General features: G+C 65.3%; 10 protein-coding genes. 6 read left to right on the forward strand and 4 right to left on the reverse strand.

Features of this window, described 5'->3' with window-relative positions; all coding sequences use genetic code 11:
• Nucleotides 1-134: 134 nt before the first annotated feature.
• Together ppc and glgA are read right to left on the reverse strand one after the other, a co-directional pair.
• Nucleotides 135-2981: a phosphoenolpyruvate carboxylase gene (gene ppc / locus ECTOBSL9_RS09525; RefSeq protein ID WP_063464840.1), complete on the reverse strand. Its 2847-nt coding sequence runs from the start codon at nucleotides 2979-2981 to the stop codon at nucleotides 135-137.
• Nucleotides 2981-4429, reverse strand: a complete 1449-nt coding sequence (glgA, locus tag ECTOBSL9_RS09530; RefSeq protein ID WP_063466124.1) for a glycogen synthase GlgA — start codon at nucleotides 4427-4429, stop codon at nucleotides 2981-2983. The genes ppc and glgA overlap by 1 nt, the downstream gene beginning before the upstream one ends.
• Before the next feature lie 375 nt (nucleotides 4430-4804).
• On the opposite strand from glgA, the gene pgi reads away from it, so the two are divergent.
• Nucleotides 4805-6463 carry a glucose-6-phosphate isomerase gene (gene pgi / locus ECTOBSL9_RS09535; protein WP_063464841.1) on the forward strand — a complete coding sequence of 553 codons (1659 nt, stop codon included), beginning with the start codon at nucleotides 4805-4807 and terminating at the stop codon, nucleotides 6461-6463.
• 24 nt (nucleotides 6464-6487) lie between these two features.
• On the opposite strand, the gene ECTOBSL9_RS09540 is transcribed toward pgi, so the two are convergent.
• On the reverse strand, nucleotides 6488-7984 hold the full coding sequence (locus tag ECTOBSL9_RS09540) for a DASS family sodium-coupled anion symporter (protein ID WP_063464842.1): 1497 nt from the start codon (nucleotides 7982-7984) through the stop codon (nucleotides 6488-6490).
• A gap of 202 nt (nucleotides 7985-8186) precedes the next feature.
• On the opposite strand from ECTOBSL9_RS09540, the gene fbp reads away from it, so the two are divergent.
• The gene (gene fbp / locus ECTOBSL9_RS09545; RefSeq protein ID WP_063466125.1) at nucleotides 8187-9218 is read left to right on the forward strand and encodes a class 1 fructose-bisphosphatase; all 1032 of its coding nucleotides are present in this window, start codon (nucleotides 8187-8189) and stop codon (nucleotides 9216-9218) included.
• 77 nt (nucleotides 9219-9295) lie between these two features.
• Here fbp and queG read toward each other — a convergent pair whose 3' ends face one another.
• On the reverse strand, nucleotides 9296-10360 hold the full coding sequence (queG, locus tag ECTOBSL9_RS09550; RefSeq protein ID WP_063464843.1) for a tRNA epoxyqueuosine(34) reductase QueG: 1065 nt from the start codon (nucleotides 10358-10360) through the stop codon (nucleotides 9296-9298).
• A gap of 125 nt (nucleotides 10361-10485) precedes the next feature.
• On the opposite strand from queG, the gene ECTOBSL9_RS09555 reads away from it, so the two are divergent.
• From ECTOBSL9_RS09555 to ECTOBSL9_RS09565, 4 genes are all read left to right on the forward strand, one after another.
• The gene (locus ECTOBSL9_RS09555; protein WP_371258973.1) at nucleotides 10486-11526 is read left to right on the forward strand and encodes an NAD(P)H-hydrate epimerase; all 1041 of its coding nucleotides are present in this window, start codon (nucleotides 10486-10488) and stop codon (nucleotides 11524-11526) included.
• Entirely contained in the window at nucleotides 11490-11987 is a 498-nt protein-coding gene (locus ECTOBSL9_RS17830) for an NAD(P)H-hydrate dehydratase (RefSeq protein WP_371258974.1), read from the forward strand. The genes ECTOBSL9_RS09555 and ECTOBSL9_RS17830 overlap by 37 nt, the downstream gene beginning before the upstream one ends.
• Entirely contained in the window at nucleotides 11984-12466 is a 483-nt protein-coding gene (gene tsaE, locus ECTOBSL9_RS09560) for a tRNA (adenosine(37)-N6)-threonylcarbamoyltransferase complex ATPase subunit type 1 TsaE (protein ID WP_156500086.1), read from the forward strand. The genes ECTOBSL9_RS17830 and tsaE overlap by 4 nt, the downstream gene beginning before the upstream one ends.
• A gap of 68 nt (nucleotides 12467-12534) precedes the next feature.
• Nucleotides 12535-13908: an N-acetylmuramoyl-L-alanine amidase gene (locus ECTOBSL9_RS09565; RefSeq protein ID WP_063464845.1), complete on the forward strand. Its 1374-nt coding sequence runs from the start codon at nucleotides 12535-12537 to the stop codon at nucleotides 13906-13908.
• Nucleotide 13909: the final 1 nt, after the last annotated feature.

Consider the following 13909-nt stretch of genomic DNA (forward strand, 5'->3'; position numbering starts at 1 on the left):
GGGTGCGCCCCACCGGGGCGGCTGGCATGGGCGAGAGTCTTGATTGCCATGGGTGAGTATGGCTTTTTCTCTCGCCGACGCCAGTGTTTTCCCTCCTAACCCTATGTCATTCGTCGGTTTTTCAGGTCCACTGATCAACCTGTGTTGCGCATGCCCGCGGCAATGGCGTTGATGGAGCGCAACAGCGGCGATATCCAGGGATCTTCCGCCTTCTCGCCCTGGGCGTGCAGGGCCCGATATCGCCTGAGCAGGATGATCTGGATGTGGTTGAGCGGGTCCAGATAGGGATCGCGACGGGTCAGTGACAGGGCCAGCCGGGGGTTTTCCTCCAGCAATGACCGGGTGCCCGAGACTGCCAGCACCTGAGCCACGGTGCGCTGGTACTCATCCCGGATCACCTGATAGATCTGCTGGGCCTGCTCCCGGTCCTGACATAACTCTGCGTATTCTTCGGCAATGCCCATGTCCGCCTTTGCCAGGGACATCTGGCAGTTGGACAGCAGGGAATGGAAGAAGGGCCATTCCCGGTACATGGATTGCAACTGAGCCAGTCGCTCAGGATCATCCCCATGCCAGGTCTCCAGGGCCGTGCCGATGCCGTACCAGGCGGGGACGGTGTGCCGGGACTGGGCCCAGCCGAACACCCAGGGGATGGCCCGGATGGAACTCTTGGAGCGATCGGCCTTGCGCCGGTGGGAGGGGCGCGAGCCGATGTTCATGCGGCCGATCTCTTCCACGGGCGTGGCCTCGTAGAAATAGTCCAGCAGGCCCGACGTGTGATCCGTGAGACCCCGATAGGCCTGCTCACCATGCTCGGCCAGGGCATTCATCACGCCCAGGAAGTCCGGGTTGTCCTGGCTGCCCTGGCCGATCAGGCCCCGGCTGGCCTTGATCAGGCCGGTGGCGCCGATACTCAGTTCGTAAACGGCGGTTTCCACGTTGCTGTACTTGTAGGACAGCACCTCCCCCTGTTCAGTGAACTTGATCTCCCCCTGCACGGTGCCAGGTGGCTGGGCCATGATGGATTCGTGGGTGGGGCCACCGCCGCGGCCGATGGTGCCGCCCCGACCATGAAACAACCGGCATTCCACGCCATGGGCCTCGGTAATGTCGATGATCTTGCGCTGGGCATCGTAGAGGTTCCAGGCAGAGGCCAGGATGCCGCCGTCCTTGCAGGAATCGGAGTAGCCCAGCATCACCTCCTGACGATTGCCTGAGGCCTTGAGCAGACGCGCGTAGACCGGATCGCCCAGCAGGGACTCCAGCACCGATTCCACATGGTGCAGATCCTCGATGGTCTCGAACAGGGGCGAAACCCGCACATGGCAGACATCGGCCTCGAATTCCTCCCCGGGGCCCAGCCGGGCCAGCTCTGCCAGTTGGGCCAGCAACATCACCTCCATGACGTGGGACGCGGCATGGGTCATGGAAATCACATAGGTGCCGATGCCATCACCGCCCACTTCGCCACGCAGACGAGCCATGGTCTGGAAGACCGCCAGGGTCTGGCGCGTCTCCTCCGACAGCGCCTCGGTGTCGCAGGTGAAATCATCCCGGGTCAGCAGACGCCCCAGCAGGGCCAGGCGCGTCGACTCATCCTGAGCGTCGTAATCGGCCTCGTCGCCTGTGCTGGCAAGGATCTCGGCCACGGCAGCCGTGTGCACCAGCGACTCCTGGCGCATATCCAGATGATGCAGATGAAACCCGAAGGTCTCCACGAGCCGGATCAGGTCGGTCAGGTCGGCACCGGCGATATTGCCATCCCCATGGCTTTCCAGGGAGTCCCGGATCACGTAAAGGTCCCGTAGCAGTTCCTCCGGGCCGTGATAGGCGGACTGGACCGGCAGCACGGCGGTTTCGCCCGCCAGGCGGCGACGCACCGTGTTCAGGGTTTCGGAAAGGCGGTGACGGATGAAATACAGCTTGCGGCGGTAGGGCTCGGTCCGCATCTCGTTGAGTCCCTCCCGGAAGACCGCCGAGGAGATGCTGTCATCCTCGGCCAGACTGTCCATCAGTGCCCGGGTGGGCTGGCACATCAGGGAAGAGTGAGTGAGTACGAAGCGCAGGTCGTGCACCCGCCGCAGGTACTCCGACAGCACCTGCTCCATGGCCAGGCGGCAGGCCTTCTCGGTGACCGCCGGGGTCACATAGGGATTGCCGTCCCGGTCCCCGCCGATCCATGAGCCGAAACGCAGCAGGCTCGGGATACGCACGTTGGGTCGGCCCGCCTCGTCCGTGCCGTAGGTGCGGCGAATGGCCTTTTCCAGCAGCCGGTAGGCGAGGGGCACGGCGGTGAACAGGCTCTCCTCGTAGTAGAACAGCCCGTACTTGATCTCGTCCAGGACCTCGGGCTTGGTAACCCGCACCTCGTTGGTGCGCCACAGCACCTGAATCTGGGTTTCCAGCTGGCGAATCACCTCGCGTCGTTCCTCGCGGCCGATGCGACCCTTGTTGAGGGGCTCGGCGGCCAGGAAGATGCGCCGCTGCGCTTCCATGACCGTGCGGCGCCGGGCCTCCGTGGGGTGGGCGGTGAACACGGGCATGTACTTCACCTGCTCCAGCAGGAACTGTAACTGCTCGGCACTCACCTCGGCCGCCTTGAATTCCCGCACCGTGTGGTCGAAGGAACCCAGCCACAGGGGACCGCCCCGCGTGACCTGACGCCGACGCTCCCGGTAGAGGAAGTCCTCTTCTGCCAGGTTGGCGAGACTGAAATAGATACTGAAGGCCCGAATGATGGTTTCCAGGCGCTTCGGGTCCAGCTCGTCGATCAATCGCATCAGGCGCGCGCGCTTGTCCGGGTCGTCCTGCTGACGCAGGGACACGAAGCCGCGACGCAGGGTCTCCACGGCACGAAAGACCTCCGGCCCCTCCAGACGCCGGATGATGTTGCCCAGCAACTTGCCGAAGAGTTTTACGCGGGCCCGCAGGGGCTTGTCTCCGGTGGAACTGTCCTGTACACGATCGGGCTGCTGGGTCATTAGCGGGTCAACTCCCGGTAGAGTTCCTGATAGGCCTGGGCGCTGCGATCCCAGCTGAATTCCTGAGTCATGCCCCGGCGCATGAGCTCGCTCCACTGGGCCTGATCCTGATACAGGGACATGCCCCGGCCGATGGCCTCGCTCAGGGCCTCAATGGTGGGGGCATCGAAGACCAGGCCAGTGGCCGTGCCCTCGGCCAGGGTCTCGGCGTTGGTGTCCACCACCGTGTCCGCCAGACCACCGGTGCGACGCACCAGGGGCACGGTGCCATAGCGCAGGCTGTACATCTGATTGAGGCCGCAGGGCTCGAAGCGTGATGGCATCAGGAAGATGTCGCCACCGGCCTCCAGTTGGTGGGCCAGGCCCTCGTCATAACCGATCTGCAGTCCCATGCGTCCGGGATGGCGGGCAGCCATGGCCCGGGCACGGGCCTCCAGATTCTTGTCGCCGCTGCCCAGGATGGCCAGCTGAATCTTGCCCGCAGCCAGCAGCGGCTCGCAGGCGGCAAGGATGAGGTCCACGCCCTTCTGGGCCACCATGCGGCCCACGTGGGCCAGCAAGGGGCGGTTCGGTAGCACCTCCAGGCCCAGACGTTCCTGCAGGGCCTGTTTGCAGGCGGCCTTGCCGGCCATGTCGTCAGCGTGGTAGCGGGCCGGCAGCAATTTGTCCTTGGCGGGATCCCAGTGGCGATAGTCGGCGCCGTTGATGATGCCCGTGAGATCATGGGCCCGGGCGTTCAGCAGGCCGTCGAGTCCATTGCCGAACTGCGCCGTCTGGATCTCCCGTGCGTAGGTGGGGCTCACCGTGGTGAGATGGTCCGCGAAGACCAGTCCGCCTTTGATGAATGAGAGCTGACCGTGATATTCCAGGCCATACAGGTCCCAGAATTCCGGTGGCAGGATGAGATCCTCCATGGCATGACGCGGGAACAGGCCCTGGTAGGACAGGTTGTGGATGGTGAACACCGTCGCCGGCCGATCGGGATGCTGGCTGAGCAGGGCCGGTGCCAGGCCCGTCTGCCAGTCGTTGCAGTGGAGGATTTGCGGTTGCCAGTCCAGCCCCGCCTGATTCATGGCCAGTTTGACCAGGGCCCGGGCGAACACCCCGAAACGCAGATGGTTGTCCTGCCAGTCACGACCGTCCGAGGCGCGATAGGGGTCGCCTGCCCGGTCGAAATGCAGGGGGGAGTCCACCAGGTACAGCTTGACCCGGGTCTTGGGCAGCACCCCTTCCAGGATGCGCACGGGGGCATCGCTACCGGGCAACTGGAGTTCGGCCACGGGACTGGTCTTGCCGGCCGCCGCCACCGCCGCGGGATAGGCGGGCAGTATGAGCCGCACATCGTGCCGCAATCGTTTGAGGGCCGGCGGCAGGCTGCCGCACACGTCTGCCAGCCCGCCGGTCTTGATCAGCGGGTGGGCCTCGCTGGAAGCGAAGAGGATGCGCATGGTGGTGTCTGCCCCGTCAATGCTGCGTGACGTGGGCATGGCTCCCTGTTGGTGGTTGATGTTGCCTCCCATCATAAAGAAATAACGATGGACGGGTGAACCGTTGACGTGGATGGTGCCCCCCACCCTCACCCCAACCCCTCTCCCGCCAGCGGGAGAGGGGCTCAGATGCCACGCTCACGTGAGAGCCCGCCAGCGGGAGGGGGCTCAAATGCCGTCATTCGCGCGAGAGCTTGAGCTCCCTTCTCCCCTTGGGGGAGAAGGGCTGGGGATGAGGGGGGAGGCGCGCCACGGCCGCCGGGCATTTTTGCCGCTGTCCCGGGTCTCTTGTATCTTGTCCACAATGCTCTGCTCTCAATCCATCCCGGGATATCCATGACCACGCACTCCCCCAACAAGACCCAGGCCTGGCAGGCTCTGGAGAGCCATTTCGAGGCCCTCCGCCACGTGCACATGCGCACGCTGTTCCAGCGTGATCCGCAGCGCTTTCAGCGCTTCACGGTGCAGTTCGAGGACATGCTGCTGGACTACTCCAAGAACCGCATCAATGAGGAAACCATGGACCTGCTCATGGATCTGGCACGCACCGCACGGGTGCCCCAGTGGCGGGATGCCATGTTCGCCGGTGAACCCATCAACGCCACCGAGGGCCGCGCCGTGCTGCATACGGCCCTGCGTAACCGCAGCGACCGCTCCATGGTCGCTGGGGGTGAGGATGTCATGCCCCGGGTGCGAGCCGTGCTTGCGCAGATGCGGGAGTTCACGGAGCAGGTGCGCTCCGGGGCCTGGACCGGCCATACCGGTCAACCCATCCGCCATGTGGTGAATATCGGCATCGGCGGCTCGGACCTGGGGCCGTTGATGGTCTGCGAGGCCCTGCGCGCCTACGGGCATGAGCGCCTCACGATGCATTTCGTCTCCAACGTGGATGGCACCCATCTGGCCGAGACCCTGGCAAGGCTGGATCCGGAGACCACCCTGTTCGTCATCGCCTCCAAGACCTTTACCACCCAGGAGACCCTGGCCAACGCCCACAGTGCCCGGGCCTGGCTGCTGGAACACCTGGGCGATGAGTCGGCCATCGCCCGGCATTTCGTGGCGGTATCCACCAACGAGTCCCAGGTGCGGGAATTCGGCATCGACCCGCGCAACATGTTCGTGTTCTGGGACTGGGTGGGCGGGCGTTATTCCCTGTGGTCGGCCATCGGCCTGCCCATTGCCCTGTATCTGGGCATGGATCGTTTCGAGGAACTGCTGGACGGTGCCCACGCCATGGACGAGCACTTTCGCACCGCACCGCTGGAGCAGAACATGCCGGTGATCATGGCCCTGCTGGGTGTGTGGTACGTGAATTTCTTTGGCGCCCACACCCAGGCCATCCTGCCTTACGATCAGTATCTGCACCGCTTCCCCGCCTATCTGCAGCAGGGGGACATGGAGAGCAACGGCAAGTCGGTGGACCGGCAGGGTCGTCGTGTGGCCTGGCACACGGGGCCGGTGATCTGGGGGGAACCGGGTACCAATGGCCAGCACGCCTTCTACCAATTGATCCACCAGGGGACGCGGCTGGTGCCCTGTGATTTCATTGCCCCCTGCCGGTCACACAACCCCCTGGGCGAGCATCACCCCATTCTCATGTCCAACTTCTTCGCCCAGACCGAGGCGCTGATGATGGGTCGCACCCTGGAAGAGGTGACTGCCGAGATGCGGGCTGCGGGCGTGGAGGAGGGCAGTATTGCTGAACTGGCGCCGCATCGGGTGTTTGAAGGCAACCGACCCAGCAACTCCCTGCTGTTTCAGTGCCTGACACCGCGCACCCTGGGCTCGCTCATTGCACTGTACGAGCAGCGGATCTTTGTCCAGGGCATCATCTGGAACGTGAACTCCTTCGACCAGTGGGGCGTGGAGCTGGGCAAGCAGCTGGCCCGCACGGTGCTGCGGGAGTTGCGCGACCCGGACCCGGTGGAAGGGCATGATGCCTCCACCAATGGCCTGATCAACTATTACAAGCGGGTCGCCGGGGGCCAGGCATAGGCCCCCGAACCCGGTGGGCGGGGCCTATGCCCCGCCTCCCAGCAGGGGCATGGCCAGCCCGAACACCGCCAGGGTGACCAGCACGATCGAGATGATGCTCAGGCGCCACCCCGCGTTCACCATGTCCGGCACGGTAATGCGCTCACTGCTGAAGACAATGGCGTTGGGCGGCGTGGCCACCGGCAGCATGAAGGCGCAGGAGGCGGCCAGGGCCACCGGGATGGCCAGCAGCAGCGGGTCATGGCCCAGGGAGACGGCCAGAGAGGCCGCCAGGGGCAGTACCGTGGCCGCCGTGGCCGTGTTGCTGGTCACGTGGCTGAGCAGCATGGCGCTCAGGGCAACGGTCCCCACCAGCGTCCAGGTGGGCCAGTTGCTGAGCTGGCTCAGGGCCGTGGCCACATGGTCCGACAGTCCGCTGGAGCCGATGGCCGAGCCCAGGCTCAGGCCCCCACCCACCAGCACCAGCACGCCCCAGGGGAGTTGTCGGGTGGATTCCCAGTCCAGCAGGAACTGATGGCGCTTGAAGTTGGCCGGGATCAGGAACAGGGCCAGGGCGCCGGCAATGGCGATGCCGGAATCGGTAATGGCCATGCCAGGGAAGGCCTTCTCCAGCAAGGGTCGACAGATCCAGGCCAGGGCCACCCCCAGAAAGACCAGGGCCACGCGCTTCTCCGGCGTGGTCATGGTGCCCAGCTGCGAGCGCTGTTGCTGCAGCAGGCTCTCGATATCCTGAACGGGACGTGGCGAGACCGGGAAGGCCCATCGGCACAACACCCACCAGGTAATGATCAGCAGGGTGGTGGCCAGGGGCAGCCCCACCATCATCCACTGCACGAAGCCGATATTGATGTCGTAATTATCGGTCATGTAAGCCGCCAGCAGGGCATTGGGGGGCGTGCCGATGAGGGTGGCCATGCCACCGATGTTGGCGCCGAAGGCGATCCCCAGCAGCAGGGCCAGGCCCACGTTGCGGATTTGTCCGGTCTCCACGCCCTTGTCTTCCAGCAGCACCAGTACGGAAATACCGATGGGCAGCATCAGGGCCGCGGTGGCGGTGTTGCTTACCCACATGCTCAGCCCGGCGGTGGCGGCGATGAAACCGGCCACCAGGTGATCCAGACGCTTGCCCGCCAGGCCCAGGATCAGCAGGGCGATGCGCCGGTGCAGGTTCCAGCGCTGTATGGCCAGGGCGATCATGAAGCCGCCCAGGAACAGGAACACCATGGGATTGGCGTAGGGCGCCGCTGCCTCGGAGATGGTGCCTGCGCCCAGCAGGGGCAGCAGGGCCACCGGGAGCAGGGCGGTGGCCGGAATGGGAATGGCCTCGGTCACCCACCAGATGGCCATCAACGCCGTCAGCGCCGCCACGGCCCAGGTCTCGGGAGCCATGTCGCCGGGCGGGCCCAGCAGCAGCATGGTGGCAAAGACGATCGGACCCAGTGCCAGACCCAGCCTTGGACGCCACAGGGAGGGCTGTGGTTTGGGCGGCGCGGGCGCGGTGGTGTCCTGGGATTCGCTCATGGTGTTGTATCCGTTCGTGTGTCAGTCGGTTTGATTGTAGACCGGGTTGGGCCTTTGGTGTTGCATTGCAACATTTTCTGAGTGGTCAGTAGGGATTATCGGGGAGGCTGCTCCGGGCTGGAGGAATTCCCTTTCACGACTTTACCGCCGGGCTGCTTGGTATATCCTGAGGCGATTCCATGGCATTCAGACAGGCAAAATGATGACAACGGCGACAGACAGTTACAACATCACCACCCTCAACGAGTTCGTCATTCGGCGTCAGGCCGACTTCCCCTATGCCAAGGGCGAGCTGTCCCGTCTGCTGCACCATGTGGGTGTGGCGGCCAAGGTGGTGAACAAGAAAATCAACAAGGCGGGTCTGGTGGATATCCTGGGCCGGGCCGGGGATGTGAACGTTCAGGGCGAGGATGTGCAGAAGCTGGACCTGTTCGCCAATCACCATTTCATTGCCGCCCTGCGAGCCACTTCCGAATGCTGCGCCATCGCCTCGGAGGAGGATCAGGAGATCACCCTGTTTGACGATGGGCTCTCCCGGGATGCCAAGTACGTGTTCTGCATGGATCCGCTGGATGGTTCCTCGAACCTGGACGTGAACGTGTCGGTGGGCACCATCTTCTCCATCTACCGGCGTGTCACGGAGCGGGGCGAGCACCCGGACCTGTCGGACTTCATGCAGCCGGGCACCGAGCAGGTGGCTGCAGGCTACGTGATCTACGGCTCCTCCACCATGCTGGTGTACACCACCGGCAAGGGCGTGCACGGTTTTACCCTGGACCCCACCATCGGTGAGTTCTGCCTGTCCAACCCGAACATCATGACGCCGGAGAAGGGCACCATCTACAGTATCAATGAGGGCAACTATGCCCATTTCCCCCAGGGCGTGAAGAAATACCTCAAGTACTGCCAGGTGGTGGACCCGGACACCCATCGTCCCTACACCTCCCGCTACATCGGTTCCCTGGTGTCGGATTTCCATCGCAATCTGCTCAAGGGCGGGGTCTTCATGTATCCCTCCACCCAGAAGGCCCCGAACGGCAAGTTGCGCCTGCTGTACGAGTGCAACCCCATCGCGTTCATCGCCGAACAGGCCGGCGGCAAGGCCAGCGACGGGTCAGGCCGCATCCTGGAGATCCAGCCCAAGGACCTGCATCAGCGGGTGCCGTTCTATGTGGGGTCCAGGGCGATGGTGAATGATGTGGAGGCGATGCTGGCGGAATATCCGGGCGAGTGAATGTAGGGGGGGGCATTCTCCCTTCTCCCCGTCGGGGAGAAGGGCCGGGGATGAGGGGGAACGGCGGGCACCACGCCTCACTTGGTCTGCCGCTCCAGCGCCCAACGCACATGCTCCCGCACCCGTTCCGAGGGGTGCCCCGCCCGGGCCTCCAGGGCGGTCACCACCTCCCCGGAGGGTGCCGCATTTCCCAGGGCCACGGCCAGGTTGCGCAGCCAGCGCTCGTGGCCGATGCGGCGGATGGCGGAGCCTTCGGTGCGCTTGAGGAACGTGGCCTCATCCCAGGCGAACAGATCCACCAGGGAGACATCATCCAGCCCGTGGCGGGCCTCAAAGTCCGGTTCCACCCCCAGCGCGGCGCGGCGGTTCCACGGGCAGACCAGCTGGCAGTCATCACAACCATAGATGCGGTTGCCCAAGAGCGGTCGCAGGGGCTCGGGGATCGACCCTGCGTGCTCGATGGTCAGGTAGGAGATGCACAGCCGGGCATCCAGCTCAAAGGGCGCGACGATGGCACCGGTGGGGCAGACATCCATGCACGCCCGGCAGCGACCACAGTGCTCGGATCCCGGCGGGTCCACCGGTAGCGGCAGGTCGGTGTAGAGTTCCCCCAGGAAGAACCAGGAGCCCGCCTCGCGACTGAGCAGGTTGGTGTGCTTGCCGATCCATCCCAGGCCGGCCTTCTCGGCCAGGGCCTTCTCCAGCACCGGGGCACTGTCCACGAAGGCCCGGTAACCAAAGGGGCCGATGGTTTCTTCAATATGCGAGGCGAGCGTCTGCAGACGCCGGCGCATCAGCTTGTGATAATCCCGCCCCAGGGCATAACGGGTGATGAAGGCCGCCTCCGGCCGTTCCAGCACCTCCCAGGCATCCCGGGCCCGGGCCGGCAGATACTGCATGCGTACCGAGATGATGCGCAGGGTACCCGGCACCAGTTCCTCAGGGCGCGAACGCAGGGTCCCGTGGCGCTCCATGTACTCCATGGTGCCGTGACGGCCCTGTTCGAGCCAGTTGATCAGGTGCGTTTCGTGTTCACCCAGATCCGTGTCACTGATGCCCACGGCATCGAAGCCCATCGCCCGGCCCCAGTTCCTGATCTGAGTGGCGAGGCTCTGGGGGGAGATATGAGGGGGCAGGGGCATGGCGCAGGCCGGGCGAAACGACTGAGCGCACAGGATACGACAGGAGACAACCCGCGATACAGGTGGTTTGCGGCTTGGCACTCGCCGGCCCTACCATTGACCCCGTGCCCACGAGAGTCACCCCGATGCTTCCCATCGCCTTATACACCGCCGAACAGGTGCGCGACATGGACCGTTGCGCCATCCAGGATCATGGCATTGCCGGTTATACCCTGATGGAACGCGCCGGTGCCGCCAGCCTGTTGGTGCTGCGTGCGCAGTGGCCCTCGGCCCGTGTGATCACCGTGGTCTGCGGCCCCGGCAACAACGGGGGAGATGGCTACGTGGTGGCCCGTCTGGCCCAGGAGGCGGGGCTGGGGGTGCGCGTGGTGGCGGCCACGGACCCCAAGGCCCTCAAAGGCGATGCCGCGCGGGCCTGGCAGGATTGGCAGGCCTGTGGAATTCCTCTTGCGGCAGATGCGGCGGAGGCATTGCAGGGGACCGATGTGATCGTGGATGCCTTGCTGGGCACGGGGCTGGGGCGACCCGTGGAGGGGGGCATGGCGGAGCTGATCGAGGCCATGAATGCTTCCGCAGTCCCGCTGCTGGCCCTGGACATCCCCTCGGGCCTGAACGCGGATACCGGTGCGGTGATGGGTTGTGCCATTGAGGCGCAGGCCACCGTGACCTTCATCGGGCTGAAGCAGGGCCTGTTCACCGGTTCCGGCCCCGAGCAATGCGGTCGCATTCATTACAGTGATCTGGACGTGCCGGCCGCCGTGCACCAGTCCCAGGTGCCCGGCGCCTGGCGCCGGGATGAGGACAGCCTGCGATGCCTGGGCCCGCGTCGCCGTGGTGCCCACAAGGGGCACTTCGGCCATGTGCTGGTGGTGGGCGGCGATGCGGGCATGCCGGGCGCGGTGCGCCTGGCGGCCGAAGCGGCGGCGCGGGTTGGGGCGGGGCTGGTGAGCGTGGCCACCCATCCGGCCCATGCGGCCCTGATTCCCATGGCGCGCCCGGAACTCATGTGCCATGGCATTGAGAATGCCTCGGACCTGGATGCCCTCCTGGACAGTGCTTCGGTGGTGGCCGTGGGCCCGGGCCTGGGGCAGGGGGCCTGGGCGCGCGCCCTGTGGCAACGGGTGTCGCAATGGGGGGTCCTTTGGTGGTGGACGCCGATGCCCTGAACCTGCTGGCGGCCGGGCCGCTGCGCAGGGATGACTGGGTGCTGACGCCCCATCCGGGGGAGGCGGGCCGACTGCTGGGCCTGGACAGCGCCCGTGTGCAGGGCCATCGTCCCGCCGCCGCCGCCTTGCTGAGCCAGTGCTACGGAGGCATCTGTGTACTCAAGGGGGCTGGCACCCTGGTCCACGGGCCTGCCGGCCTGCAGGTCTGTGATGCGGGCAACCCGGGCATGGCCAGTGGCGGGATGGGAGACGTGTTGACCGGGGTCATCGCTGGCCTGGTGGCCCAGGGGCTGCCGGAGGCGGGTGTGTCTCGGGGCGAGGCCTTGTCCCATCTGGAAGCAGCGGCCACCCTGGGCGTGTGTGTTCATGCAGCCGCGGCGGATCGCGCCGCTGTGGCGGGTGAACGGGGCCTGCTGGCAACGGACCTTCTGGACGCTCTTCGATCCACGGTGAACCCATGATGCAGGAACTACCCGATGAACAGGCCACCCAGGCCTTCGGCGCCCGCCTGGCCGCCACCTGCCCGCTGCGGGGGCTGGTCTTTCTCCAGGGGGATCTGGGGGCCGGCAAGACCACCCTGGTGCGCGCCTTCCTGCGGGCCCTGGGGCATGCCGGCCCGGTGAAGAGCCCCACGTACACCCTGGTGGAACCTTACGAGATCAATGGGCGTCGTATCCTGCATTTCGATCTGTATCGTCTGGCTGATCCAGAAGAACTGGAGTACCTGGGGGTGCGGGAGGACATGGACGACGCCACCCTCAATCTGGTGGAGTGGCCCAGCCAGGGAGCGGGTTGGCTGCCTGTCCCGGATCTGGTGCTGAGCCTGTCGCCCCAGGGCGAGGGTCGGCGTCTTGAACTGGCATCCGGTACCGATGCCGGCAGGGAATGGGTGGCACGCATCCTGGAGAATCCACCCGAAAATGAACGGCTATCTGGCTAATATTAGAGATCTTTCGGGCTTGCAATCGGCCCTGTTTCAGCCACACTATAGTGTGGAAGTGTTTCCTTATGGGGGTCAGGGTTGTGACCGGTTCGATCAATCAGGCCAGACGGCGGCGGTTCTTGCGGTACCTTTTGTGCGCCTCGGGCGCGACCATGGCCGGTGGGTGGTGGCCTTCCACCGTGCTGGCCGGCAGCCAGACGCGCGTCCAGGCCCTGCGCACCTCCGTGGATGGCGAAGTCACCCGGCTGGTCTTTGATCTCTCGGGGCCGGTGGACCATGCCCTGTTCACCTTGAGCGACCCGGATCGGGTGGTCATCGACCTGCGTCAGGCCCGCCTGTCCGGGGAACTGCGTCTGCGGGACGAGTCCAAGGGTCCCCTGGAGGGTGTGCGCCATGCCACGCGCAATGACGAGGATCTGCGAGTGGTGCTGGATCTCAGCCGCCCTGCCAACCCCCGCAGTTTTCTGCTCCGCCCCACCGATGACAGCGGTCATCGCCTGGTGATCGACCTGCAACAGGAGGGGGCGGGCACGCCCGAAGCGTCTCCAGCCGTGGGCGAGGAGAGGCCACGCTCCCGGGAGGTGATCGTGGCGATCGATGCCGGTCATGGTGGCAAGGATCCCGGCGCCATCGGTCCGGGAGGCACCTACGAAAAGGATGTGGTGCTGGCCATCGCCAAGCGGCTGGAAAAACTGGTGGAAAAAGAGCCGGGGATGAAGCCGGTCATGATCCGTACCGGCGACTATTTCCTGCCCCTGCGGGAGCGTATCCGCCGCGCCCGCCAGAATCATGCCGATGTGTTCATTTCCATCCACGCAGATGCGGCGCCGGATTCCCGGGCCCAGGGTTCCTCCGTGTACATGCTTTCGGAAGGCGGGGCGACCAGCGAGGCCGCCCGGTGGCTGGCCCAGCGGGAAAACGAAGCCGACAGCCGGCTGGGCGCTGTGCCCATCAGCGACAAGGATGACGTGCTGGCCTCGGTGCTGCTGGATCTCTCCCAGACTGCCACCCTGGAGGCCAGCAATACTCTGGCGGACTCCCTCATCGGTGAGATGCATCGGGTGGGCAAGGTGCGTCGTGCCCGCGTGGAACGGGCCGGTTTCGCCGTCCTGCGCTCACCGGATGTGCCCTCCGTGCTGGTGGAGGCGGCGTTCATCTCCAATCCCGAGGAGGAGCGCAAGCTCAAGACGTCTTCCTTCCAGCAGTCCATGGCCGAAGCCCTGCTGGGTGGCTTGCAGGACTACTTCTCCAGCCACGCACCACCCGGGACGATCCTGGCCGAGAACCGTCGCGGCCGTCATGTGATCCAGAGCGGCGAAACCCTCTCGGCCATCGCCAGTCGTTACCAGGTGTCGCTGACGCAGTTGCGCCGTCATAACAACCTGAACAGTGATGTGATCCGCGTGGGGCAGGTCCTGGAGATCCCGAGAGGGGGCTGAA

Origin of the sequence: Ectothiorhodospira sp. BSL-9 (assembly GCF_001632845.1) — a bacterium.
In the GTDB taxonomy this organism is placed as follows: Bacteria; Pseudomonadota; Gammaproteobacteria; order Ectothiorhodospirales; family Ectothiorhodospiraceae; genus Ectothiorhodospira.

What these genes read in the sequence shown, in the direction of transcription:
- ECTOBSL9_RS09565 (WP_063464845.1), top strand. Translation starts at nt 12,535, where the DNA reads ATGGGGGTCAGGGTTGTGACCGGTTCGATCAATCAGGCCAGACGGCGG.
- ECTOBSL9_RS17830 (WP_371258974.1), top strand. Translation starts at nt 11,490, where the DNA reads ATGGGGGGTCCTTTGGTGGTGGACGCCGATGCCCTGAACCTGCTGGCG.
- glgA (WP_063466124.1), bottom strand. Translation starts at nt 4,429, where the DNA reads ATGCGCATCCTCTTCGCTTCCAGCGAGGCCCACCCGCTGATCAAGACC.
- ECTOBSL9_RS09540 (WP_063464842.1), bottom strand. Translation starts at nt 7,984, where the DNA reads ATGAGCGAATCCCAGGACACCACCGCGCCCGCGCCGCCCAAACCACAG.
- pgi (WP_063464841.1), top strand. Translation starts at nt 4,805, where the DNA reads ATGACCACGCACTCCCCCAACAAGACCCAGGCCTGGCAGGCTCTGGAG.
- ppc (WP_063464840.1), bottom strand. Translation starts at nt 2,981, where the DNA reads ATGACCCAGCAGCCCGATCGTGTACAGGACAGTTCCACCGGAGACAAG.
- queG (WP_063464843.1), bottom strand. Translation starts at nt 10,360, where the DNA reads ATGCCCCTGCCCCCTCATATCTCCCCCCAGAGCCTCGCCACTCAGATC.
- tsaE (WP_156500086.1), top strand. Translation starts at nt 11,984, where the DNA reads ATGATGCAGGAACTACCCGATGAACAGGCCACCCAGGCCTTCGGCGCC.
- ECTOBSL9_RS09555 (WP_371258973.1), top strand. Translation starts at nt 10,486, where the DNA reads ATGCTTCCCATCGCCTTATACACCGCCGAACAGGTGCGCGACATGGAC.
- fbp (WP_063466125.1), top strand. Translation starts at nt 8,187, where the DNA reads ATGACAACGGCGACAGACAGTTACAACATCACCACCCTCAACGAGTTC.